Annotated in this window: 28 protein-coding genes and 1 other RNA gene; 20 read left to right on the top strand and 9 right to left on the bottom strand. The window is 37.8% G+C overall.

Going from position 1 to position 24,091, the window contains the following annotated elements:
* The first annotated feature begins 12 nt into the window (after positions 1-12).
* The 6 genes from EV282_RS09230 (at position 13) to EV282_RS09205 (ending at position 6,984) form a co-directional block, all read left to right on the top strand.
* Positions 13-741 (top strand): CoA transferase subunit A, encoded by a 729-nt coding sequence (locus EV282_RS09230; RefSeq protein WP_130295558.1) that lies wholly within the window; start codon positions 13-15, stop codon positions 739-741.
* Positions 684-1,346 (top strand): 3-oxoacid CoA-transferase subunit B, encoded by a 663-nt coding sequence (locus EV282_RS09225; protein ID WP_130295557.1) that lies wholly within the window; start codon positions 684-686, stop codon positions 1,344-1,346. Before EV282_RS09230 ends, EV282_RS09225 begins: the two co-directional genes overlap by 58 nt.
* 20 nt (positions 1,347-1,366) lie before the next feature.
* Positions 1,367-2,626 carry a peptidase gene (locus EV282_RS09220; RefSeq protein ID WP_130295556.1) on the top strand — a complete coding sequence of 420 codons (1,260 nt, stop codon included), beginning with the start codon at positions 1,367-1,369 and terminating at the stop codon, positions 2,624-2,626.
* A complete protein-coding gene (gene gabT, locus EV282_RS09215; protein WP_130295555.1) occupies positions 2,626-3,933 on the top strand; it encodes a 4-aminobutyrate--2-oxoglutarate transaminase in 1,308 nt (435 codons plus the stop codon). Before EV282_RS09220 ends, gabT begins: the two co-directional genes overlap by 1 nt.
* Before the next feature lie 130 nt (positions 3,934-4,063).
* Entirely contained in the window at positions 4,064-5,515 is a 1,452-nt protein-coding gene (locus EV282_RS09210) for a hypothetical protein (protein WP_130295554.1), read from the top strand.
* Positions 5,516-5,547: 32 nt separating this feature from the next.
* Positions 5,548-6,984, top strand: a complete 1,437-nt coding sequence (locus EV282_RS09205; protein WP_130295553.1) for a hypothetical protein — start codon at positions 5,548-5,550, stop codon at positions 6,982-6,984.
* A gap of 49 nt (positions 6,985-7,033) precedes the next feature.
* On the opposite strand, the gene EV282_RS09200 is transcribed toward EV282_RS09205, so the two are convergent.
* Positions 7,034-7,282, bottom strand: coding sequence for a DNA alkylation repair protein (locus EV282_RS09200; protein WP_066289906.1), 249 nt, complete (start codon positions 7,280-7,282; stop codon positions 7,034-7,036).
* Positions 7,283-7,386: 104 nt separating this feature from the next.
* On the opposite strand from EV282_RS09200, the gene EV282_RS20200 reads away from it, so the two are divergent.
* From EV282_RS20200 to EV282_RS09190, 3 genes are all read left to right on the top strand, one after another.
* Entirely contained in the window at positions 7,387-7,527 is a 141-nt protein-coding gene (locus EV282_RS20200) for a hypothetical protein (protein ID WP_165389407.1), read from the top strand.
* A gap of 30 nt (positions 7,528-7,557) precedes the next feature.
* A non-coding RNA gene (ssrS, locus tag EV282_RS09195) (6S RNA) lies at positions 7,558-7,742 on the top strand.
* A gap of 73 nt (positions 7,743-7,815) precedes the next feature.
* Complete coding sequence (locus EV282_RS09190) at positions 7,816-8,703, top strand: 5'-3' exonuclease (protein ID WP_130295552.1); 888 nt, start codon at positions 7,816-7,818, stop codon at positions 8,701-8,703.
* Here EV282_RS09190 and EV282_RS09185 read toward each other — a convergent pair.
* Both EV282_RS09185 and EV282_RS09180 read right to left on the bottom strand, forming a co-directional pair.
* A complete protein-coding gene (locus tag EV282_RS09185; RefSeq protein WP_207224288.1) occupies positions 8,700-9,626 on the bottom strand; it encodes a DMT family transporter in 927 nt (308 codons plus the stop codon). The two genes, EV282_RS09190 and EV282_RS09185, sit on opposite strands and share 4 nt — an antisense overlap.
* On the bottom strand, positions 9,623-10,024 hold the full coding sequence (locus tag EV282_RS09180; protein WP_130295551.1) for a reverse transcriptase-like protein: 402 nt from the start codon (positions 10,022-10,024) through the stop codon (positions 9,623-9,625). The genes EV282_RS09185 and EV282_RS09180 overlap by 4 nt, the downstream gene beginning before the upstream one ends.
* A gap of 74 nt (positions 10,025-10,098) precedes the next feature.
* On the opposite strand from EV282_RS09180, the gene EV282_RS09175 reads away from it, so the two are divergent.
* The 3 genes from EV282_RS09175 to EV282_RS09165 are packed head-to-tail and all read left to right on the top strand — an operon-like array spanning position 10,099 to position 11,767.
* Positions 10,099-10,767, top strand: coding sequence for a reverse transcriptase-like protein (locus EV282_RS09175; RefSeq protein WP_130295550.1), 669 nt, complete (start codon positions 10,099-10,101; stop codon positions 10,765-10,767).
* Positions 10,768-10,820: 53 nt separating this feature from the next.
* Complete coding sequence (locus tag EV282_RS09170) at positions 10,821-11,120, top strand: DUF6123 family protein (RefSeq protein WP_130295549.1); 300 nt, start codon at positions 10,821-10,823, stop codon at positions 11,118-11,120.
* A 2-nt stretch (positions 11,121-11,122) separates the two neighbouring features.
* Entirely contained in the window at positions 11,123-11,767 is a 645-nt protein-coding gene (locus tag EV282_RS09165; RefSeq protein WP_130295548.1) for an HD domain-containing protein, read from the top strand.
* A 168-nt stretch (positions 11,768-11,935) separates the two neighbouring features.
* Here EV282_RS09165 and EV282_RS09160 read toward each other — a convergent pair whose 3' ends face one another.
* A complete protein-coding gene (locus tag EV282_RS09160) occupies positions 11,936-12,265 on the bottom strand; it encodes a 2Fe-2S iron-sulfur cluster-binding protein (RefSeq protein ID WP_130295547.1) in 330 nt (109 codons plus the stop codon).
* Positions 12,266-12,430: 165 nt separating this feature from the next.
* Here EV282_RS09160 and EV282_RS09155 point away from each other — a divergent pair, with 165 nt between their 5' ends.
* The 4 genes from EV282_RS09155 (at position 12,431) to EV282_RS09140 (ending at position 17,030) form a co-directional block, all read left to right on the top strand.
* The gene (locus EV282_RS09155; protein WP_130295546.1) at positions 12,431-14,119 is read left to right on the top strand and encodes a formate--tetrahydrofolate ligase; all 1,689 of its coding nucleotides are present in this window, start codon (positions 12,431-12,433) and stop codon (positions 14,117-14,119) included.
* 54 nt (positions 14,120-14,173) lie between these two features.
* Positions 14,174-14,323, top strand: coding sequence for a YycC family protein (locus EV282_RS09150; RefSeq protein WP_130295545.1), 150 nt, complete (start codon positions 14,174-14,176; stop codon positions 14,321-14,323).
* Between the two features lie 301 nt (positions 14,324-14,624).
* The gene (locus tag EV282_RS09145; protein ID WP_130295544.1) at positions 14,625-15,485 is read left to right on the top strand and encodes a CvfB family protein; all 861 of its coding nucleotides are present in this window, start codon (positions 14,625-14,627) and stop codon (positions 15,483-15,485) included.
* 132 nt (positions 15,486-15,617) lie between these two features.
* Positions 15,618-17,030 (top strand): amino acid permease, encoded by a 1,413-nt coding sequence (locus EV282_RS09140; protein WP_278043768.1) that lies wholly within the window; start codon positions 15,618-15,620, stop codon positions 17,028-17,030.
* 15 nt (positions 17,031-17,045) lie between these two features.
* Here the strand turns inward: EV282_RS09140 and EV282_RS09135 are convergent, their stop codons facing one another.
* Positions 17,046-18,587, bottom strand: a complete 1,542-nt coding sequence (locus tag EV282_RS09135; RefSeq protein ID WP_130295542.1) for a solute symporter family protein — start codon at positions 18,585-18,587, stop codon at positions 17,046-17,048.
* A complete protein-coding gene (locus EV282_RS09130) occupies positions 18,584-18,919 on the bottom strand; it encodes a DUF485 domain-containing protein (RefSeq protein ID WP_242611846.1) in 336 nt (111 codons plus the stop codon). The genes EV282_RS09135 and EV282_RS09130 overlap by 4 nt, the downstream gene beginning before the upstream one ends.
* A gap of 215 nt (positions 18,920-19,134) precedes the next feature.
* Between EV282_RS09130 and EV282_RS20430 the strand changes: the two genes are divergently transcribed.
* Together EV282_RS20430 and EV282_RS20425 are read left to right on the top strand one after the other, a co-directional pair.
* Positions 19,135-19,815, top strand: coding sequence for an MgtC/SapB family protein (locus EV282_RS20430; RefSeq protein ID WP_077364405.1), 681 nt, complete (start codon positions 19,135-19,137; stop codon positions 19,813-19,815).
* A 12-nt stretch (positions 19,816-19,827) separates the two neighbouring features.
* Complete coding sequence (locus EV282_RS20425) at positions 19,828-20,400, top strand: cysteine hydrolase family protein (protein ID WP_207224287.1); 573 nt, start codon at positions 19,828-19,830, stop codon at positions 20,398-20,400.
* A gap of 283 nt (positions 20,401-20,683) precedes the next feature.
* On the opposite strand, the gene EV282_RS09120 is transcribed toward EV282_RS20425, so the two are convergent.
* Positions 20,684-21,748, bottom strand: coding sequence for an SDR family oxidoreductase (locus EV282_RS09120; RefSeq protein WP_165389406.1), 1,065 nt, complete (start codon positions 21,746-21,748; stop codon positions 20,684-20,686).
* 62 nt (positions 21,749-21,810) lie between these two features.
* Between EV282_RS09120 and EV282_RS09115 the strand changes: the two genes are divergently transcribed.
* Complete coding sequence (locus tag EV282_RS09115; protein ID WP_130295540.1) at positions 21,811-22,473, top strand: NAD(P)H-binding protein; 663 nt, start codon at positions 21,811-21,813, stop codon at positions 22,471-22,473.
* 63 nt (positions 22,474-22,536) lie between these two features.
* Positions 22,537-22,968 carry a BrxA/BrxB family bacilliredoxin gene (locus tag EV282_RS09110; RefSeq protein WP_130295539.1) on the top strand — a complete coding sequence of 144 codons (432 nt, stop codon included), beginning with the start codon at positions 22,537-22,539 and terminating at the stop codon, positions 22,966-22,968.
* A gap of 103 nt (positions 22,969-23,071) precedes the next feature.
* Here EV282_RS09110 and EV282_RS09105 read toward each other — a convergent pair whose 3' ends face one another.
* Positions 23,072-23,251 (bottom strand): YjcZ family sporulation protein, encoded by a 180-nt coding sequence (locus tag EV282_RS09105; protein WP_278043783.1) that lies wholly within the window; start codon positions 23,249-23,251, stop codon positions 23,072-23,074.
* Positions 23,252-23,478: 227 nt separating this feature from the next.
* The gene (plsY, locus tag EV282_RS09100) at positions 23,479-24,063 is read right to left on the bottom strand and encodes a glycerol-3-phosphate 1-O-acyltransferase PlsY (RefSeq protein ID WP_130295538.1); all 585 of its coding nucleotides are present in this window, start codon (positions 24,061-24,063) and stop codon (positions 23,479-23,481) included.
* Positions 24,064-24,091: the final 28 nt, after the last annotated feature.

Raw genomic sequence — 24,091 nt, 5'->3', positions numbered from 1 at the left:
GAGGTGTGGGAGATGGCACAAGTAAATAAACAAATTTCATTAGAAAGTGCATCTCAATATTTTTTTAACGGAATGTCACTTATGGTTGGCGGCTTTGGAGGGGTAGGTGCTCCTCCTTCTTTAGTGAATCTCATTCTGGAAAAGAATATTCAAGATATTTTTCTTATTAGCAATGATACAGGGTTTCCATGGATTGGCCCTGGTAAGCTGATTACTGAAAAACGAGTTAAAAAGCTGATCGCATCTCATATCGGTTCAAATCCTGAAGCCGGAAAACAAATGCAGGATGGCTCTTTGGAAGTAGAGTTTGTGCCTCAAGGAACGCTCGCAGAAAAAATCAGGGCTGGAGGCATGGGACTAGGCGGAATTTTAGTAGACGTGGGTTTGGGTACTGTGGTTGAAGCAAATAAAGAAAAAGTTCATGTGAACAGCAAAGAGTATATGATAGAGACCGCTTTAACAGCTGACGTTTCCATTATCTATGCGAAAAAAGCAGATTTGTATGGAAATCTTGTATATGACAAAAGTGCGAGAAATACAAATCCCCTTATAGCGACAGCAGGCCAAATTACGATCGCTGAAGTTGAAGAAATTGTGCCGACCGGTTCATTAAATCCAGAAGAAATCATTACTCCTGGTGTATTTGTTGATTACATTATTCAAAGTAAAGGGGTGGACTGGAAATGGGTTTGGGAATTGAAACAAGGCACAGGATCGCAAGAAGGGCAGCGCTCGAAATAAAAGATGGCATGACCGTTAATCTGGGCATAGGAATTCCAACACTTGTTGCAGATTATATAGCAAAAGATTTACATATTATGCTCCACACTGAGAATGGCATTTTAGGAATGGGCGGTTCACCTGCAGAAGGGGAGGAAGATGGAAACCTATCAAATGCGGGAGGGTATCCAGTAACGATTCAGCCTGGTGCTTCTTATTTTGACAGTGCCACTGCTTTCGGAATCATCCGCAAAGGCTTGCTTGATGTAACGATATTAGGTGCACTTGAAGTCAGCGAGAAAGGGGATATCGCAAATTGGATCGTTCCCGGAAAGCGTGTACCGGGCATGGGCGGTGCAATTGACCTTGCTCAAAAAGCAAAAAAAGTAATCATATTAATGAACCATACAGACAAATTCGGAAATCCAAAAATTGTTAAGAATTGTTCTCTACCGCTCACTGTAAGAGAAGGAGCGCATATGATTATCACTGAAAAAGCGGTCTTTCATTGTGAGAACGGTCAATTATTTCTCAGAGAAATTATGAATCCATATACGATCGAAGAGGTTATCCATACGACAGGTGCTGCTGTTATCGTTGATGAAAAAGTTTCTGTATTTCAGTAAAGTACTGAGGGAGGACAGTCATGCTTTTAAAAGAAAAACTCTCGAATTGGCTTTTAAAAGAACAAGATAATGCGATACGTTTTTTGCAGGAAACGGTTCAAGAAGCAAGTACAACCGGGAATGAAGCAGGCGTTCAAAATCTGATCGCGAAAAAACTCCACGATATGGGGCTCGAAGTTGATATGTGGCACCCTGATGGGGAAGAACTGGCAAGGCATCCTTATTTCTGTGCAAGCCGAACGAACTTTGTCAGCAGCCCTAATGTTGTAGGGATTTGGCGAGGAAAAGGAAATGGGCGTTCACTTGTCCTAAACGGACATATTGATGTTGTTCCTGAGGGAGATCTGAATCAATGGGATGACCATCCATACAGCGGAAAGATTATCGATGGGAAACTATTTGGACGAGGATCCACTGACATGAAAGGGGGCAACTTGTCACTTCTTCTTGCTATTCAGGCGTTAAAAGAAACAGGCACAACATTAGATGGGGACTTATTTTTTCATAGTGTTATAGAAGAAGAGAGCGGCGGTGCAGGTACACTGGCTGCTGTTCTTAGAGGATATACGGCAGATGCTGCAATTATTCCTGAACCAACGAATATGAAAATCTTCCCTACCCAGCAAGGATCCATGTGGTTTAAGCTAACCATAAAAGGAAAGGCAGCACATGGAGGCACCCGCTATGAAGGAGTCAGTGCAATTGAAAAAACGGCTTTAGTTTTAGAAGCAGTCAAAGCTCTTGAAACGAAACGCAACAAAAGAATAACGGATCCGTTATATAGCGATATACCCATCCCGGTTCCCATCAATGTAGGAAGAATCTCAGGTGGCAACTGGCCATCTTCTGTTCCTGATACCGTTCAATTAGAAGGAAGGATAGGCGTTGCACCTGATGAAACATTAGAAGAAGTAAAACGTGAGTTAGAAGACTATCTTTCTAATATTCAGGATGAATGGCTATTGGAGCATCCTGTTTCTGTAGAATGGTTTGGTGCTCAATGGCTGCCGGGATCTATTGATACAGATCATCCTCTTATGAATACTTTAATTAAAAACTATGAACAGGTAAAAAAAGAACGGCCGATCATAGAAGCATCGCCATGGGGAACTGACGGCGGCCTGCTTTCACAAGCAGGAAATACACCCTCTATTGTGTTCGGACCGGGCGTTACTGCCGTAGCACATTATCCAAATGAATACATTGAAATCTCAAAGATTATTGAGGCAGCAGAAATTATAGCTTTAACCATTTATGACTGGTGCGGGGGGAGTAACTAATGAAGAAATCAGAAGAATTATTAAAGAGAAAAGAGCTGAATGTACCAAGAGGGCCGTTTAATACTGTATTGAGCTTTCTGGATCATGCAAAAGGAAGTACGATGACAGATGTTGACGGCAAGGAATACATTGATTTTGCCGGTGCTATCGGCACACTTAATGTCGGCCATTGTCCGCCTAGGGTTGTTGAAGCATTAAAGAATCAAATTGATAAATACATTCATCCTTGTTTTCATGTCATGATGTACGAACCTTATATAAAGCTAGCTGAAAAATTAAATGAGATCACCCCTGGAACTCATCATAAAAAGACATTCTTCCTGAACAGCGGAGCAGAAGCAGTAGAGAACGCAGTTAAAATCGCTCGGAAATATACGGGGCGAAAAGCGATCATCTCATTCGAACGCGGATTCCATGGAAGGACACTTCTTGCCATGTCATTAACAAGCAAAGTAAAACCATATAAGTTTGAATTTGGTCCATTTGCTCCTGAAACATACAAGATGCCATATCCTTATTATTATAGAGATGAGCGCAATACGGAAGAAACCGATGCAGCGATTTTAAGCAAGTTTGAGGATTTCTTTTTAGGGGAAGTTCCTCCAGAAGAAATCGCAGCAATAATCTTTGAACCTGTACAAGGCGAAGGCGGTTTTGTTGTACCATCCAAGACTTTTATAAAAGGACTTCGGCAGATCTGTGATAAATATAATATTTTATTAATAGCAGACGAAATACAAACCGGTTTCGGGCGTACTGGTAAAATGTTTGCCATGGAGCACTTTGATGTGGTTCCAGACTTGATGACAATGTCTAAATCAATTGCTGCCGGCCTTCCTATCTCTGCAGTAACAGGAAGAGCAGAAATTATGGATGCACCCGCTCCAGGTGAAATTGGTGGAACATATGGCGGCAGTCCCCTTGGCTGTGTCGCCGCACTGGAAGTAATTGCAATGATTGAAGAAGAACAGCTATTAACGAAAGCCAATAAAATAGGTGAAATCATATTAGAAACTTTTACCAAGTGGAAAGATCAATATGAGTTTATCGGTGACGTACGAGGTATCGGAGCGATGTGCGCACTGGAGATCGTGAGAGATAAAAAAACCAAAGCTCCAGATGCAGACAAAGCGAAGAAAATCATCGCTTTATGCAACCTTAACGGTGTAGCGATCATGGGAGCAGGATTATACAGCAATGTGATCAGGATACTCTCACCGCTTGTTATTTCAGAAGAGCAGCTTCTAAAAGGGTTGAATGTTATTGAAGCCCAATTAAATCATATAAGTGAAACTGTATCTATGTAATTAATCAACCCTTGCTGAATCTAAATCAGCAAGGGTTTTACAATTCCCAATAACTAGTATTTATTCATAAATATTCAAAATATTATGGTATTATTTAAGTAATAAAGAGATAACATGAGGGGTTGTAATCTTGAACAAATGGAAAAAGGTTTTAATAGGATCTTTATTACTAGCAGGTTTTGCGCTTTATCTTCAAAATGAAAAAAGCGCTGAACCTGTATGGAAGGTAAATGGGAAGGAATTTACTTTAGTAAACTCATTGCAAGATGGAATGAAAAGAGAATATATCAAATTTGATGAACTTGAGGTCGTTGATAATTATGGTTTTCTTCAAAAATCGAATAAAACGATCCATTTAAACGATGAGCTTCGAACTTTAAAATTTGAAAAGATCTGGAATCTGCACGGCCGTTTATATATTTTGTACAGTGTCGATCTTAAGGAACGCGACAAGGATGAAAGAGATATCCCTCGAATCACCGTTAAAAGGATGGAGCTTTCAGCAAAAGACGGAAAAGAAGAAATCTTTGATGCTAGTGAGGATACAGGAGTTCCCGGAACAAGAGATGAGGGTTTTGTTTTTAAACATCGGCTTTATCGGTCAATGATGATTGTTCCAATGGTATCGAACAGTGAACAAATGGATTGGGATTTCCTTTCAAATATCAATAGAATTGAACTGCAGGGAATAGAACTCGCTGATAATGAAGGAACTGAACCATTAAAGAATATTGCATTTAAAATATCCTCTGAGAATATATACGAAAAAGTACTCGAAACTTCTTTAATCAACAAAAAGTTTACATATAACGATAAAAAAGAAGCTGAAATCATTTCTTATGATGTTCTGCTTTATGAACAAAAATTTTCTTTATCGATGCCAAAAGGTGATAAAGACCTCATTGGATTTTTAGGCTACAAAAGTAATCAGTCAGAAACTTTTGTGATGGATATTATCGGAACGGAATCCAAAGGATATTCCATTCCGTTCTATGAAGATTTAACTCAGCCTAGTGCAGCTAGTAAAGATAAATCGATTACTTTACAATCATCCATTCATAAAGATGAACAAACTTACACATGGACCGTTCCAAAAGAAGATATTACTAAATTTAACAGGAATATTGATCAGCCTGTAGCTAAGAATGAAAAAATCGTAAATAGAGACAACATTCAAATCGTTTATGAAGGGTTAACCAAGTACAACGAAAGGCCAACGATAAAAATCAGCGTAATATCTTCTAATAAAAATGACATAAACTTTGTTAGGCTCATTCCTGAAAGCTATTATGGAACTGAAAAAATTCCAGAAGAATATGTTCGCAGTTTTCAAAAAAATCTGCTGACTATCACCAACGTGAAAAAAGAAAAGTTAGGGAACTTTGACATGTTTATTGATGAAACAAACTCTAAATCAACTTTTTATATAAATTTTTATAAGGAAGAAATTAATGAAGGAGCAACCAACAATATACCTATACCTGAAGAAAACTTAACATTCACGATATCAGATTTAGCATATTCTGAACCATTAAACTCACCCGTAACAATCAAATATAAAGTATCTGAAATCAAGAAATAGATGATAGATATCAACAAAAAGGGGAATCGACATTGAACAGCAAATGGGGAAAAATCATGATGGGAGCTGCTTTATTAATTGGCTTCGTAATCCTTACACAATTTAAGAAGAATGCTGAGCCAGCTTGGAAAGTAAACGCAGAAAACTTTACCGTCCTAGATAACTGGGAAGAGTTAATGGATTTTGAAAAAATGAAATATAATGAATTAAAATTTGCGGATCATTTTAACTTATTTAAAGACAGTGACATTTCTGTCCCGCTCTCAAATGAACACAGAACTTTAAGAATTGAAAAGACTTGGAATAATGGGTTTCAACTTTACGTGCTTTATAGTGTCGATCTAAAAGAAAGAGATAAAAATGAGGGCGATGTACCAAGATTGAATGTAGAAAAAATCAAGGTAACATCAACCCAAAGTAAAGAATTCTTAGGCAATGCAGAAATATATCCTGGTGAAACTTCGTCAAGAGGATATGTGTATAAACATCGCTTATATAGCTCAATGATGATTCATCCCGAATTTAATAATGCTGTAAACTCACAAGAAGATTGGGAAGAAGTGATGAAAAGCAATAGATACGAACTAAATGACATCTCCATGATTTCGAAGAATGGGATAATAAACCTGAAGCCTATTGCTTTTCAAGTTGAACCAGCTCAGATAAAAGGTCTTCCAAAAGCTATCGCATCAACCCCGATCAATCAAACTTTGCATATAAATAATGGCGATAAAATAAATTTAAAAAATATGGAGTTCTATCAGATCGGTTCCAGGATTATGCTGGATAAGAAAATTGATAAAGACCTGGTTACTCTGATTGGAGAAGTTAATATCAATAACAGAAAACATCCAGTTGAATATGAGATTGAATCATTAAATGAATCAGAGGATTTTATTCAAGGATACTCATTAATGAGTGAGCTATTTAATATCGAAGAAGCTGATGAGGGAAGTTTTTCAATAACACATTCTGTTCACCGTACCAATAATGAATATTCCTTTTCTGTACCTAAAATCGACATAGAAAAATATAATGCAAACCAAGCAGAAGGGGTAAGTAAAAACGAATTAGTTGTCAACGAAAATGGGTTAAACGTTGTTTATGAAGGATTGTATAGGGATGATGCCAATAATCAAGGCGGTATAAAATTCTCACTCGAAACTTTACCTAAACAAGACTCTATTCAGGATTTCTTTATTTATCCTCGTCCCAGTTATCATTTTAGTCCTCAGTCATACGATGAACGATACGCGAAAAACCTTGTCTCTGTTAGGGATTCTTCAGGTAAACCATTGGAGGAGTTTGACATAACTCAAATTTACCAAGACGAAAAACCTTCATTTTTAATTTATTTTTATAACGGTTTGCCTGTTGAGGACCTGTTTGTTACTCTTTCAAATCTCACACACATTGAGCCATTAAAACAAAAGGTAGTTGTTCCTTTAAAACTTCCTCCTGCAAAATGATAGAAAAGATGTAAGACTGCCTAAACCTTAAGGCAGTCTTTTTTGTCCATTATCTTGGATTGCTTTGAGCACGTTTAATGTACATTTCTTCTTCACCTACAATACCGCAAGCTCCGCATTGAATTAATCTTTCGGAACCCTTGTAAGGCAAGTGGAACATATCCAGTTGTCCTTCTTCATACTGCTGCACAACATCACCTGTAGAAGGGTCAAGTTTTACAGAAACCGGATTTTGTTCGATAACATTAAAACGTGTTCGATTTGTTTTGCAATTAGGGCACAAATAAGGATTTGCCAATGTAAAGACCTCCTTTTAAGTATTAGCCTAACCATTTGAGGAAAAATTATGTAAGTTTTAATTTAATCATATTTAGCCATAGTAAATATAAGGAGGGATAACTTATGGGCAGACAGAAAAAAGGCAATGCGAATGCGCAAAGAAACAACAATGTAAAAGAAAACGGAGCAGAAAACCAAACGGAATTTGCTTCTTATGCTGAGATGGAAGTTCAAAAGATGCATCACGGCAAAAAAACAAAATAATTTTACTTCTGATCCAAGACAGAGTATAATAAAAATCTGCGATGTTAGTGGCTTTCCAATGTCTTTAACCTATGTGCTAAAGACGGGAATCCAATATGATCTGTCAGACAGTCATGCCTTGCACTCGACTTGGAAGGCTGTAACGGCAGCTGCGGATACCCACCTGAGAGATCAGGTTCCAAAGGCATATAAAGTCACGGCAGAGCGGATTTTACTTAACAATTAACAAGCGTATTTTACTTTACTGTAAAATGCGCTTTTTTCATAACATAACCGGGGGATTTTGGAATGGAGAAGAAAGAAGTACTATTATTGATCGATGGATTTAACCTGCTAAGCAGATGTTATTTTGCAACAGCATATGGCAAAGAGATGCATGATTTGCCGAGAAATTCGAAAGGGCAGTTTACAAACGCCATCCGTGTGACCATTCAGAAGTTACTGATGCTTGTTAGGGAACACGAGCCTACTCATATCGCAGTTGCTTGGGATGTAAAGCGGGAAGAAACACTTAGAAGAGAGAAATTTGCAGATTATAAAGGAACACGAAACGAATTGCCTGAGCCACTAATTCAACAATATGAAACACTTGTTGATTTGTTTGATACGATCGGAATTACACAGCTTACGATTCCTAGATATGAAGCAGACGATATCATCGGTACAATGGTAAACCGCTGGCGCAATGAAAGAGACGGAGAATGCATTATCTATAGCAATGACCGAGATTTATTACAACTGCTATGCGACCGAACATCTCAGCTTATTTCAATAAAACGTGAAGAGTTAAAGTACACGCTGAACCATTTTCAAGAAGAATATGGGATCACTCCAGCACAATGGATCGATGTAAAAGCATTGCTAGGTGATAAAAGTGATAACATTCCTGGAGTAGCAGGTGTAGGAGATAAAGCTGCGTTACCTCTTATACAGCAATATGGTGCAGTTGAGCTCATCTATGAAAATTTTGAAAACCTTGATCCAAAATTTAAACGTTATCTGAAAAAACTTGAAGCAGGAAAGGATATGGCTGTTTTAAGTAAAGATTTATGTACGATCTTCACTGATGTTCCGGATATAATCGACAGAGATCTTGAAGAATGCAGATATCTATTAAATAAAGAAGCGGTTCGAGAAGCTATGCAGGCTTTGGAAATACAAATAAGAGTGGGTTAATATCCCACTCTTTTTGTTTTCTTTTTAAATGTGAAGTCACTGTATTTCAACTCAGAAAGAATCATACCGAACAAAATGAGAATACATCCGAACAGTGCTTTTGAACCTAAGCGTTCATTAAGCACAATAAATGCAGTAATTGCTGCAAACACAGGTTCCATCGCGAATATCAATGCCACTCTTGCAGGAGTGGTAAAGGATTGAAAATACGTTTGGGCTAAAAAGGCCAGAGCAGTCGCAAACAATGAAGTGATGAGAAGAGCTGTAATTACTTCAGATTTAAGCAGCATATTAATAGCAAAGATCTCCTGCCATCGCTCCGTAAAAAATGCTGTGATAAAGCTTAAGAAGGACACAGTAAAAAGCTGTAAAACTGTCAGGCATAAAGCATCAAAGGATTTGGCGAATTTACCTGTAAAAACAATATGCAGTGCAAACGATACAGCACATAGAAGTACGTAACCATCACCTATGTTTAGGGAAAAACGATTATGGATAGTAAGTAGATACAGACCAGCTACTGCAAGTAATGAACTAATTCCAATCTGCCAGTTCAGTTTTTGTTTTAGCAGTACATAGCTAAAAAGAGGGACTAGAACTACGCTTAATCCGGTTATAAATCCAGCTTTTGATGAAGTCGTATACAGAAGTCCAACAGTTTGAAATCCGTACCCTAGAAACAGCCAAAATCCTAATAACATTCCGCTTTTTAAAAGACTTTTATTTTTAAATTCCTGAAATGATGAACGCTTAAAAAAGTATATAATGAATAATAATAGTATAGCAGCTATAAAAAAACGGACAGTATTAAATGAATATGGTTCAAGAAAAGCGATGGCTTTTTGAACAATAACAAACGTCGTTCCCCATACGAACGCGACTAACAGCAGGTTAAAATCAGCAAACCATGGTTTTTTGATCATTTAGAACTCCTGTTCAACTGGATGGCTTTTCTAGCCAGTTCATCTGCTGCTTTATTTTGTTTCGACGGAATCCACTTTATAAAAAACAAATCGAGCTGGTCTGCTAAACTCAAAGCTTTCTCAAGGAGTACCGTATATCTTTTGTCTTTGGCATATCTCTTATCTACTGCGCTTTCCACGGCTTGAGAATCTGTCCGGAATGAGACAATCTGCCACTTGTTTTCTACACATAACTCCAAGCCTCGTATGAGAGCTTGAAACTCTGCTTCATGGTTAGACATGTTACCTAGTGGGAAATGATAAGATTGGGTTGTGCCATCTCCAACTTTTACATAAACTCCTGCACCTGACAATCCGGGATCACCAGCACTTGCACCATCTATATATACTTCGATCAATGGATGACTCTCCTCTGTGTAAATTTATATACGTTATTATAATGCACTTTAAATAAAACAAAAAGGAGATTGCTATGAACTTCTCCATAGAATATATGTTTAAGCATCCCAAATCACAATTGAAAATCAGATTTGTATCAGATCCTGTTTCGTTGCAAGAAGCAATTTTTACAGCGAATGATCTGGAAAAAACCGGCCGGATCTCTGAATTGATATTCATCGACACTAAAGGTGTTACCTGGACAAAAAAAGAACTGTTAAAACTTACTGAAGTTAAAAAAGAAGAGCCTAAAGAAATCTCTGTATTTTTTGATGGAGGTTTTTTGGCAGAATCAAGACTGAGCGGCCAGGGAATCGTTATTTATTACTCACAGAACGGCGTAAATTACCGTTTAAAGAAAAACGCCAATTTTACAAACATTGAATCTAATAATGAAGCTGAATATGCAGCATTATGGGTTGCAGCCATGGAACTTGAAGAACTGGGTGTTCAGTATGAGCAGGTGTTAATTCAAGGGGACTCTAAGGTAGTAATCGAACAGATGAAAGGTGAATGGCCATGCTATGAAGTGAACCTACAAAACTGGGCAGATAAAATAGAAAACCTGTTTAAGAAGCTTCAGATTGAACCTGTTTACGAATGGATTGCAAGAAATGAAAATAAAGATGCTGACCAATTAGTAAATCAGGCGTTGAATGGCAAGATCATCAAAGCGAAAAAAGAAGTCATTGATAATACCTGATTCTAACTGGTACAATTTACTAGTATCTTTTGATTTTGGGGTTGAGTAAAACGATGGAAGCAAACATTTTAGAAGATTATGTAGCACTGCTAGCTTCAAAAGGTTTTCGTCTTTCTGATGGGGATCTTCACTTTATTGATTTTGGCAAACATTATACAGAAGCAACTGATTCTCAAGTGAAAATAGCTTTAGAAGTTACACTCATCAAACAATTATCTTTTGATGGGAGTTATTTTATTGCTCTGCTTGAATCATTTGTTAAAGAAGGTGTTCGTTCCAAGAAACGTGCATATGAATTACTTGACCGATTACAATCGAACAGAGAAATTAACCAATCATGTACAGTGGGGTAAAGATGAGTCAATTAATGATAGAAAAAACAGAGGAATTTGTTAAAGAAAAATTAAAAGACGAAAGCAGCGGGCATGACTGGTACCATATTTACCGTGTAAAAAAGCTGGCAGAAAAGATTGCCGAGCAAGAAGGTGCTGATCATTTTACATGTGTAATGGCCGCATTACTTCATGATATCGCTGATGAAAAAATAGCAGGTACTGAAGAAAAAGGGCTTAAAGAGGTTAAATCATGGCTGGAGTCTATAGCCTTAGAGAGTCAATACATAGAACAAATCATTTCGATTATAAGCACGATGTCATTTAAAGGCGGAAACCAGTCTGCCATGCAAACCCTTGAGGGACAAGTTGTCCAAGATGCTGACAGGCTGGATGCTATTGGAGCGATAGGTATAGGGAGGACTTTTGCTTATTCAGGAGCAAAAGGACAATTGATGTACGACCCCGAGATTCCAGTTCGGGAAAAGATGACGAAAGATCAATACCGAAATGAAAAGAGTACAGCAGTTAATCACTTTTACGAAAAATTATTAAAATTAAAAGATACAATGAATACAGCTTCCGCAAAAAAGCTTGCTAATGAACGTCATGCATTCTTGGAGAGCTTTTTAGAGCAATTTTTTGGAGAATGGGAAGGGAAACAGTAGAAATTTTTACATGAAAGCTATGTTCGGTGCAGTAATTTCACCGATTTCATTATTAATTTCACCCAAAGCAGGAATATATATCTAAAATGAACTTAATTTCACTTTTAACTAAGTTTTATTAATATTTCAACATTTAACAACAAAAAAAGGGCCCCCACGGCCCTTTTTTTATTCGCATTCTTCAGCCGGACGAGGTCCAGCATCTAAACCTTCGGAACTTACAGTAAGTACAGGTTTGATCGACGCATCAGAACTTACGCAAATCTGACATGAAAGTCTGACGTTGCCGGATAAGCCTTTTGTTTCAATGATGTTAGCTTCTTTTTCTCCAATTGGACCAAGATCACCGGATAATACTTCTACACGGCAAGAAGTACATTTTGCTTTTCCTCCACAGCGGTGAAGAATATCAATCCCATTGTCTTCAAGTGCCAAAACAAGTTTTTTGCCATTTTCGATGTTATACGTTCCATAGCCTTGTACATCAATTTTTGCCATTAAGGTGCCTCCTTAAGAATATCTTTCCATTTCTATTATACGATAACCTGAATTCAAGTAAACTAAACGAATTAAAGTTATCATATAAAAACTAATCGCATCACATACTTATTTCATATACAATAGAGGGTGGAGACAATTTTACATATGGAGGGTCTAATCAACATGCTAGAAAAGGTTACGTATAAAAGTGATATCGAGATTGCCCAATCAGCTAAGATGCTGCGCATTGAAGAAATTGTAGGACAACTGGGAATTGATGAAGATGATTGGGAACCTTATGGAAGATATAAAGGGAAACTATCCTTAGATCTATTTCAAAAGCTTCAAAATGTTGAGGATGGAAAAGTAGTCTTAGTTACAGCAATCAGTCCAACGCTAGCAGGGGAAGGTAAATCAACTGTCACTGTTGGACTTGGACAAGCACTTAACCGCGTTGGAAAGAAAACGATTATCGCTTTACGCGAACCTTCTCTTGGCCCTAGCATGGGGATAAAAGGCGGTGCAGCAGGCGGGGGTTACTCTCAAGTCATGCCGATGGAAGATATCAACCTGCATTTTACTGGAGACCTTCATGCGATCACGACTGCAAATAACGCACTAGCTGCACTAATTGATAATCATATCCATCAAGGCAACTCATTGAATATTGATCCACGCAGAATCGTTTGGAAACGCGCTTTGGATATGAACGATCGTGCTTTGAGAAAGATTGTTATCGGTTTAGGCGGACCAGTTCAAGGTGTACCTCGTGAAGATGGCTTTGACATTACAGTTGCTTCAGAAATCATGGCCATTTTTTGCTTGGCTAATAACCTTGAAGATTTAAAGCTCAGACTCTCAAAAATGGTCGTAGCATTCGATTATGATAATGAGCCTGTAACAGCTGGAGATTTAAATGCACATGGTGCGTTAACACTTCTATTAAAAGATGCTGTCCGTCCTAATATTGTCCAAACACTTGAGAATACTCCAGCCCTTGTTCATGGCGGTCCTTTTGCAAACATTGCTCATGGTTGCAACAGTGTAATTGCAACGAAGCTAGCATCCAAGCTTGGTGAGATGGTAGTTACCGAAGCAGGTTTCGGAGCCGATTTAGGTGCTGAAAAGTTTTTAGATATAAAAGCCAGATATGCAGGAATTAATCCTAGTGCGGTTGTGATAGTCGCAACAGTTAGAGCACTCAAGATGCATGGCGGACTAGCGAAAGAATATTTGAAAACTCCTGATCTTGCTGCCCTTGAAAAAGGAATGCCAAATCTGGAAAAACACCTTGAAACATTAAGACTATTTGGAGTTCCAGTTGTTGTAGCCATCAATAAGTTTGTTACAGACACCGAAGAAGAAATCGCTTTTATTAAAGATTGGTGCAGTAAAAAAGGTGTCGCTTCAGAGGAAGCTGATGTATGGGCAAAAGGTGGAGAAGGCGGAGAAGAACTTGCAAAAAGAGTACTAGAGACGATTGAAAATGAGAAGAATGAATATAGCCCATTATACGAACTTGATTTATCGATTTCTGAAAAAATTGAAACGATATGTAAAAAAGTGTATGGTGCAGGTGAGGTTCAATTTTCACCTAAAGCTTTAAAGCAAATGAAACAATATAGTGAGTTTGGCTGGGACAAGCTGCCTATTTGTATGGCTAAAACACAATATTCTTTCTCAGATGACCCTAAAAAACTCGGCCGTCCCGAAAACTTTACAATAACGATCAGAGAATTAAAACCATCTATTGGTGCTGGATTTATTGTGGCGTTAACAGGTGATGTGATGACAATGCCTGGGCTGCCAAAAGTTCCTGCTGCTAATAATATGGATGTTACAGAAGACGGCAAAGCAGTTGGCCTATTCTAAAAAAATGAGTGAACAGCTTATTTTGCTGCTAAACTTTTTGCTGGAGGGAAGCATATGAAACCATTACAACTTTCTGCTGAAACCGCGGTTAAATTAGCAAAAGAATTAAATGTACCACTAGAGCAATTAATGCATATGCCTCAGCACATACTAGTAAAAAAACTAATGGAGCTTGAGGCAACAAAAGATAATAAAGATGAATAAAAAGAAACAAGAAGGCGAAAACCTACTATGTAGGTTTTTCTTTTTTTCTTTAACCCTCTTTTCTAAAAGATGTTACAACTAACAGAGTTTGTCGAAATTCTTCATTGAATAGTTAATTGGAGAGGAAGGGCGAGACTCCTGCAGGATGAGTGGGACAGGTGAGACCACTCAAGGTCGCGAGGCGACGAGGGGGCTCACAGCACACCATGCGGAAAGTGAGTCCTGTAGCGGAAATTAACCTCTTACAAAAACAACAAAGTAAACAGCCTTCTTAATTGATCAACAGAAAAGGAATGAAACGATGGAATCAAAAAAACCTGGATTAGTATATACCCTAAAAGTACTCAGAGATTCAGATTTAGGGTACGTTTTAGATTTAGAAGACGGAAAAGAAGTGCTTTTGCATAAAGCTGAAGCAAAAGGAAAGTATGAAGAGGGTGCGAGTGTTGAAGTCTTTCTCTATCAGGACCATGAAGGGAGAATAGCAGCGACCGAAACCATTCCAAAAGTAAGACTTGATTCTTTGGCTTGGCTGGAAGTAGCTGGGGTAAATCATAAGCTTGGAGTATTTTTGCATATTGGCATCAAAAAAGATCTTCTTCTTTCAAAAGACGATCTCCCTGAATCGTGGGATGAATGGCCACATATTGGTGATAAATTGTATTCTGGTATGAAACTTGATAAAAAAGGCCGCTTATTTGCTGATTTAGCTACCGAGGAAGAGATGGTTGAACAAGCAGAAGCAGCAACTGAAGCAGCTTTTAATCAACAAACATCGGGATATGTTTATAAAATCAATGAATCTGGCGTATTAGTGTTTACTGATGAACAGCACATTGGATTTATTCATAATGATGAATTGAAAGTAAAGCCGCGTTTGGGGCAAAAACTGGGAGCAAGAGTGGCTTTTGTACGCGAAGATGGAAGAATTAATCTGTCTATGAAAGCTAGAAAAGAAGTAGCTTATAGTGAAGATGCGGAACGGATCTATCAATACTTGCGAGAGAATAAAGGGCAGATGCCTTTAACGGATAAGTCATCACCTGATGAAATAAAAGCAACATTCCAAATGAGCAAAGCTGCTTTTAAAAGAGCTCTTGGAAAGCTTATGAAGGAAGAAAAAATTATACAGGAAAACGATAAAACTTATCTTCAAATATAAAGAAAGGAGCCTCTATAAAGGCTTCTTTTTTTTGCCACTGAATCATCACATGAAAAAACGATTCATAATAGTGATGAGTTGAATATCAACCCCTTGGGTAAAATAAATGATGATCGAAAGGTGGTATTATCATTGAGAAGAAATCTAGGGTTTTGGGTGTTAACAGCTTTAGTAGTCGGAAATATGGTAGGGTCAGGAATCTTCATGCTGCCAAGATCTCTAGCAGAAGTGGCTAGTCCTGCAGGAGTGATTTCAGCTTGGGTAATTACCGGTTTTGGTGTATTAATGACCGCTTTGGTATTTGGGAATTTATCTCTTAGAAAACCAGAATTAAATGGAGGCCCGCAAAACTATGCTAAAGCATTATTTGAGGAAAATAAAAAATCTGCCTTATTAAGCGGATACCTTGTCAGCTGGGGCTACTGGGTTGCTAACTGGTCAGGAAACGTTGCTATCATAACAACTTTTGCTAGTTATTTATCTACTTTCTTTCCTGTTATGACAAGTTCAAATGCCTTGTTCAAAGTACTGGGAACTACGATAACTACTGGTGGAGTCATAACATTTGTCGTATGTACGATTCTTCTGTGGGGAGTGCACCTCTTAATATTAAATGGAATTGAAGGTGCTGGAAAAGTAAACTTTATCGCTACTGCTGCAAAAGTATTAGGGTTCTTATTATTCATTTTTGCATGCATGTATTCTTTTCAAAGCAGTAACATTGTTCCTTTTTACGAGCCTATTGAAGGAGAAGGAGGAGTAGCTAACGGATTTTTAAGTCAGATCAATAATGCAGCGATCGCAACTCTTTGGGCGTTTGTTGGTGTAGAATCTGCGGTAGTATTCTCAACACGTGCCAAAAAAAAGAGCGATGTTAAAAAAGCAACTATTTTAGGGCTTTTAATCGCTCTGGCACTTTATTTAAGCATTACACTACTAGTTATGGGGACTCTTCCTCAAAATGAATTAGTCTCTTCCCAAAAGCCGCTGGTTGATGCGTTAATGGTTGCAATTGGCCCATCAGGAAGTATGATCATGGCACTTCTCGGAGTTATTTCATTATTAGGAGCAACGATTGGCTGGGTACTGCTTTCAGCTGAAGTACCTTTTCAGGCAGCCCAGCAAAGAATGTTTATACCTGCGTTTTTAAAGGAAAATATAAAAGGAGCTCCCGTCTTTTCATTATGGGTCACTAACTTATGTACACAGCTCTTTTTATTTTCAGTGGTTTCACAATCCATGGCACAAGCATTTGATTTTATGATATTTATAGCTACACTTGCGTTTTTAGTTCCTTATATTGTCGCATCCCTTTATCAATTAAAACTCGTAATAAAAGGGGAGACGTATGATAAATCCGGCAATAAAAGAACGACAGATGGTATTATTGCAGCATTAGCAGCGATTTATTCGATCTGGGTTATTTATGCAGGAACAGCAGATATCAAAACATTCCTTTTCGGAATTGCACTGCTTGCATCTGGAATATTGTTTTATCCGTTCGTTCCAAAGAATGCGGATAAAAGTGAAAAACCGGCTGAGTGACAGCCGGTTTTTCCTTTATGCTCCTTTACGTAAACCTGAACCTGTGTTAGCTTTTACGAGAATTTCATTAAACTTGTCTTCATCAGATGGCTTAGATAGCATTGTTCCTACAAATGCGCCTAAGAACCCAAGAGGGATGGAGACAATGCCGGGGTTAGCAAGAGGGAAAATAGCTTCTCCCGTTAGAATGGCTGCTCCCTCAACTGGAGACCAGACACTTGGAGACAGCGCTACAAGAATAAGAGAACTTAATAATCCCACAAGCATACCAGTAACGGCACCGGCAGTGTTAAAGCGTTTCCAAAAAATCGTTAATAAAATGATTGGAAGATTCGCACTGGCAGCAACTGCAAAAGCAAGCGATACCAGAAATGCCACATTCAATTTTTGAGCGAACAAAGCTAAAATAATGGATATGATCGCAACACCTACAGATGCCCATTTTGCTGCTTTCATCTGTTCTTTTTCTGTAGCTTTTCCTTTTCGGACAATGTGTGTATAGAAGTCATGAGCAAAGGCTGAAGCTGCTGATAAAACTAGACCGGCAACTACAGCTAAGATAGTCGCGAAAGCAACAGCTGAAACGAATGCGAATAAAAATTCACCGCCTAATACTTGTGCTAACAAGGGAGCGGCCATATTTCCTGCGGCATTTGCCGCTACGATGTTGTCTTGTCCAACAAAAGCTGCAGCACCAAATCCTAGAAAAATCGTCATGATATAAAAAGCACCTATAAGCCATGTCGCATAAACAACAGACTTTCTCGCTGTTGGTGCATCTTTAACAGTAAAGAACCTAATTAATATATGCGGAAGTCCAGCTGTCCCTAACACAAGTGCTAAATTCAATGAAATCGTATCGAGCGGATCTTTAAACTTGTTGCCCGGATTCAAGAAAGACTCTCCTAATGGAGTAGATTGCTTAACTTGTGCAAACATCTCTGTAAAACTAAATCCAAACTTTGCAAAAACCATAATTGATATAATAAAAGTCCCAATCATTAAAAGAACTGCTTTTACAATCTGCACCCAGGACGTAGCAGTCATTCCTCCAAATACAACATATACAGTCATCAATACTCCAACGATCAGTACTGAATATACATAATCGATTCCGAGAAGGAGTTTGATAAGCGCTCCTGCGCCAACAAGCTGAGCAACCATGTAGAATGTCGAGATTGCCATGGTATTTAATGCTGCAACACCGCGAACTTTCTTATCATTGAAACGCGCAGCAATCATATCTGCCATCGTATATTTCCCTAGATTCCGAAGAGGTTCCGCTACTAGATATAAAACAACAAGATAAGCAACTAAAAATCCGATACTATAGAAGAAGCCATCAAATCCAGCTAAAGCGATTGAACCTGCAATACCCAAAAACGACGCAGCCGACATATAATCTCCTGCGATGGCCAGTCCATTCTGCATTCCAGTTAGTCCGCCATCAGCTGTATAAAAATCACTCGTTGTTTTCGTCCTTTTGGAAGCAAAATATGTAATGACCAAAGTAAGGGCAACGATTGCTAAGAATAAAGTGAATGCTGTACCATTCATGAAGAGACCTCCTTATCCATTTCAGATACAACTTTTTCTGCAAGTTCATCAAATCGCTTTGCTTTTTTTGTATAGATCATGCAAAGTGCCCACGTCATTATAAATTGCGCAAATGCAAATATCCATGCCCAGGATATATCGCCTATTGCCTTATTATTTAAGACATTCGAATAAGCTGTCAGGACGGGAAGGCTGAAATAAAACAGTAAAAAAAATAAAGTCATCGGTAAGATAAAACGCTTTTTTTCTTCCATCAGCTGTTTAAAGTAATTGGAATGAACAATTTCGCTATACCTTGGTCCTTCATAGTTTTTCTGTTTTTTAGGTAACACGGATCTTCCTCCTTTGAGTGTGTTGTGTTATAGAAAACTGAACACCCAACCCTCCTTTACAGAATTATTTTTATTTTCAGATAATAAAGCTTTTCTTATTATAAACGGAAAACCGTTACCAATTCAAATTAATCAGCTTAATGTTTAGAAGGAATATATACTGTGGTTTGCGTATTATTAAGTAAGGGCAAAAACAGAGAAGAGGTGCAAACATCATGAGTGTTGTCTTAGTTAAATTAGGGATATCCGCTTTTTTCGGATTAATAATCGGTATCGAACGCGAATTAAAAAACAAACCAGTAGGGCTTAAAACAAGCCTTGTCATCTCAATCAGCAGTTGTTTGCTCACTATTGTAAGCATAGAATCAGCTGAACAATTCTCTACCGTATCGGGACAAACCGTTATGGACCCCATGCGTCTCGCAGCACAGATAGTAAGCGGAATAGGTTTTCTTGGTGCTGGGGTCATATTAAGAAGAAGCAATGATGTCATTTCAGGACTTACCACGGCTGCAATGATTTGGGGGGCTTCTGGTTTAGGAATTGCAGCTGGGGCAGGTTTTTACAAAGAAGCTGCAGCTGGAGCTTTATTAATTTTAATCAGCGTAGAATTAATACCTTTGATCATGAAATGGATCGGCCCGAAGGCATTGAGACAGATTGATGTAAAGTTAAAATTAATCGTTGAACCTGAAACAAACATGAGTGATGTGATGAAACAGATCAACGAGCTGAACGTACGTATTGTAAACGTAAGAATTAAAGACCTCGAGAATGATAACCGGAAAATGGAGATGGCTGCTTCTATTTATGAAAAAAGGTACACCACTGATCTGTATGACGATGTAAAAAAAATTCAAGGAATACGAAGTGTTGAAATTGAAACACTTGATTAATAGGAGGAAAAAATGAAAGCTTTAGTAGTAATTGATTACACGAATGATTTTGTCGCTGATGAAGGAAAGCTTACATGCGGAAAACCTGGTCAGGAAATTGAAGAGAGAATTACAGCAGTCACTGAAGAATTTATTAAAAATGAGGATTATGTTGTATTTGCAGTAGATGTTCATGACGAAAACGATCTTTATCACCCAGAAAGCAAACTGTTTCCCCCACACAATATCAGGAATACTGAAGGCAGGGAACTGTACGGAAAGCTCAAGAATGTATTCGTTGAGAACATGGCTCGGCCGGAAAAAAATATTTTATGGCTCGATAAAACACGCTATAGTGCTTTTGCGGGTACAGATCTGGAGATTAAACTAAGGGAGAGGAATATTCAAGAAGTACATCTGACTGGAGTATGTACTGACATTTGTGTATTACATACTGCGGTAGATGCTTACAATAAAGGTTTTTCAATTGTGATACACGAGGATGCAGTACAAAGTTTTAGCCAGCCAGGACATGAATGGGCACTATCCCATTTTAAAAATACACTAGGGGCAAAAGTTGTCAGTAAGAACAACAGTCTCGTTTAAAACAAAGGCATGACCTCAAAAGTATAAAAGCTTTTGAGGTCATGCCTCTTAATAGAGTTTATTCTCCCCGCACCTTGGTTGAAAGGGGCTTTCGTTATTGGTTATTGGTAGTTTTTACGGTACGTGTTCTTTATTCTGTTACACGTTTTCCGATAAAAGTGGAGCTTTCTCCGATAGATTGGTTGTTTCTGCCGGTAATCGACAAATTTTCGCCAATACAATAAAAAAATCAGACTTCCAAAAGTAAGTTCACCTCTACTTTAGGATTGTGTGCTTATTTTTACTAATAACGCTTTAATGAAACATCAGCAGCATTATCTTTATAATACCGGACAAGAACCGGCACATATTCTTCAAATGGCGGACACGTTATTCCAGTACCTTCTAGATCCTGGACTAGTTGAGAAGTATCATAATCTGCTTCATGTGAAAAGTAAGAAAGTGTTTCACGGGGTACTCCAAGCCATTTTGATATAAACGAAATCGATAACATTCGATCCGCAATTGTTCGAGGTAAATGCCAGCTAGGCTTCTTATCATTAAGCTCTTTGCATATTAACGTATACGCATCATGAATCTTTGGCGATGATGGACTTAACAAATGATAAGTTTTGGATTCACCCCGTTTATCGTGCAAAAGGAATACAGAAGCATTAATAATAAAGTCAACCGGAACAAGGTGAATGTTAGAAGCAGTACGGCCGATGTAAGGGATTGGCAGGGCAGATAGTCTTCTTAAGAATTGCATCATAAAATAAGGACCATCAAACTTTATTGTCTGACCAGTTCTTGAATCACCTACTATGATTCCAGGTCTTAAAATGGTGATTGGCATTTCATCCATATTCATTCTTACTATACGTTCTGCCTCATTCTTGGTTTGTTCATAATAGTTGCGAAAGCCCGCAGGTTCTGACAAGCTGAATTCTACTATTTTTCCTTTTTCATTCCCTGATACATATGCAGTGCTGAAATAACCAAACCGTCTAATATTTTTACATGTTTTCACGAATTTTATTACATGTTCAGTACCAATGACATTACAAGAATAAGAAGGGGAATAAGCTGCAGTTAGATCGTAAAGAGCAGCCAGATGGATACAATGTGTTATTTTTTCAGCTATTTCTCTACTCAAATAATCAGGTAGACCAAGTCCTTCTTTGGTTATGTCGCCTTCTAATAAAACGGTGTTTTTTCCGTAATCTTTAAGTTTTTGCTCAGCAATTTTTCTCTCTTGTTTTAGAGTAAGTAAATAAAATTGTGATGAAGGATATTTGTTTTGAAGTGCTTCTAATAGTTTTGTAGCTATAAAACCTGGAAATCCAGTGATAAAATAAGTATGTTCCAAAATTAGCACCAGCCTGTCTTAATATTTTCTTAGATTTTAATAAGCAGAAGGGATTTTTAAGTATGAATGAAAAAACTGTTATTGTAGCAGGGGCAAGCGGTCTTGTTGGCAAAGAAGTTGTAAAACAGCTTATTGCTGACCAGTGTTGCAAAGAAATAATACTGCTCGTTAGAAATAAATTAGAAATAAAACATCCAAAAATTAAAGAGATTTTATTTGACTTTACAAAATCAGAATATGAGATTGAGAACGTAGAGGCAGATAACATGATCATTTGTATTGGTACTACTATGAAAAAGGTACAAACAAAAGAAAGATTTAAAGAGGTCGACCTCAATATTCCTGTGAAACTTGCAAGATTAGCAATTAAGTTAAACGTTCAAAATGTTGCAATCATTTCTGCAATGGGAGCAAATTCCAAATCATCGTTCTTTTACAACCGTGTAAAAGGGGAGATGGAAACACAATTGATTTCCTTAAATATAAATAATCTTACTATAATAAGACCTTCCTTATTAATTGGAGATCGTAACGAATTTCGTTTCGGAGAAAGATTAGCAGAAAAGGTCTATTCAATCATTCCTTACATTTTCCCCAAAAAATATAGACCGATTGATGCGAGCAATGTTGCCAGAGCACTGATTAAAGCTAGCTTTGCTCCTTCAGATAAACAAGTGAACATCATTGAAAACTCTGACATTCATGAGTTAAGCCTAAACAGTTAAAAAAATAGCTTGTTTACGTTATAATAACATTGTATGTAAATGATTCGTTTTCAGGAGGAATACTTGATGAATGCCTATGAAGAATATATGAAACAAATGGCTCAGCCCATGAGAGATGAATTGACTCGTGCTGGGTTTGAAGAATTAAAAACACCAGAAGAAGTAAATTATTTTATGCAAGAAACTGAAGGAACTGCACTTGTAGTAATTAATTCCGTATGCGGATGCGCAGCAGGTCTAGCTCGTCCAGTAGCAGTAGCATCATTGAATCACTCAGAAAAACCGGACCAGTTTGTTACTGTATTTGCAGGACAGGATAAAGAAGCAACCGCTCAGATCAGAGAATTCTTCGGTGATATCCCGCCGTCTTCTCCTTCAATGGCTCTTTTAAAAGATGGAAAAGTGGTGCATTTTATCCACAGACATAACATTGAGAATCACTCACCAGAAGAAATTCTAGAAAACTTGCTAGGAGCTTATGATCAGCACTGTTAAACTCATGGATAATTTTGGTAATGTGTTGCAATCTAATTTTATCACAGTGCATTAAAAGAGAGAAGCGGATTCGCTTCTCTCTTTTTTTCATAAAATAATTACATTAATGAGAAGATGATGATGACTCATCTTTGTCGCAGTCGTCTTTACCATGGAAAGCTGTAGCACCGATAATGATTAATAGAATGAACAGAACAACAATAATTAAGAATCCGCATCCATAACCATGACCATAGCCACCGCCATATCCACCGTGAATAGGCATGTTAGCTACTGGCTTCATGCCAATATTCATATTGTCACCGTAAGGCATATTCATTTTCTTATTTTCCATTTCAGTCCCTCCAAAATTTAAGTCTAGGTCAACGTCACATTACACAATATGACCGGACTACCTAAGTCGACACGGACAAATGCGGAGTTTTTAGTGAAATCGCCTGTACTTTTTTAGGAGAAGAGCCTATTTTTTTAAAACATAAGAAAAACCGTTCTTAAAATTAAGAACGGTCATTAGATCCATTTTACTTTTGGCTCAGTTTTCTTAGCGATCCGAACAATATTCTGCCTATGTCTATACAATAAAAAGAGGGTAAATCCAATCAGGATATAAGTTGTAATGTTATCAGCAAGAAAAACACTTAAGATTACTGAGCCTACACCAGCCATGATTGATGAAAGAGATACATATTTACTTATGTATAAAGTTAAAAAGAAAGTAATCAAAACCAATAGAAATAATAAGGGCTCTGCAAACAAAAGAACTCCGCCAGATGTTGCTACAGCTTTTCCGCCCTTGAATTTTGCGAATACTGGATAACAATGCCCAATAACAGCGGGAATTCCTGCAACTAATGGATGAAGGTCTGCATTTAATATGAAGGGCAGGCTGGCAGCGAGTGTTCCTTTTAATACATCTGCTGCAGAAACGATAAATCCTGCTTTTTTACCCAATATCCGAAAAGTGTTGGTGCCGCCTAAATTTCCGCTCCCATGCTGACGAATATCAATGCCATAACCAAGTTTTCCAACTAACAGCGCAAAGGGGATAGAGCCTAGCAAATAGGAAAGAAGGATAATAATAACTGTGTCGATCATATAAACACCCCTAATATAAATAGCTAAT

Origin of the sequence: Fictibacillus sp. BK138 (assembly GCF_004216955.1) — a bacterium.
Classification (GTDB): Bacteria; Bacillota; Bacilli; order Bacillales; family Fictibacillaceae; genus Fictibacillus.
This window is presented reverse-complemented; position numbering and strand designations above follow the sequence as displayed.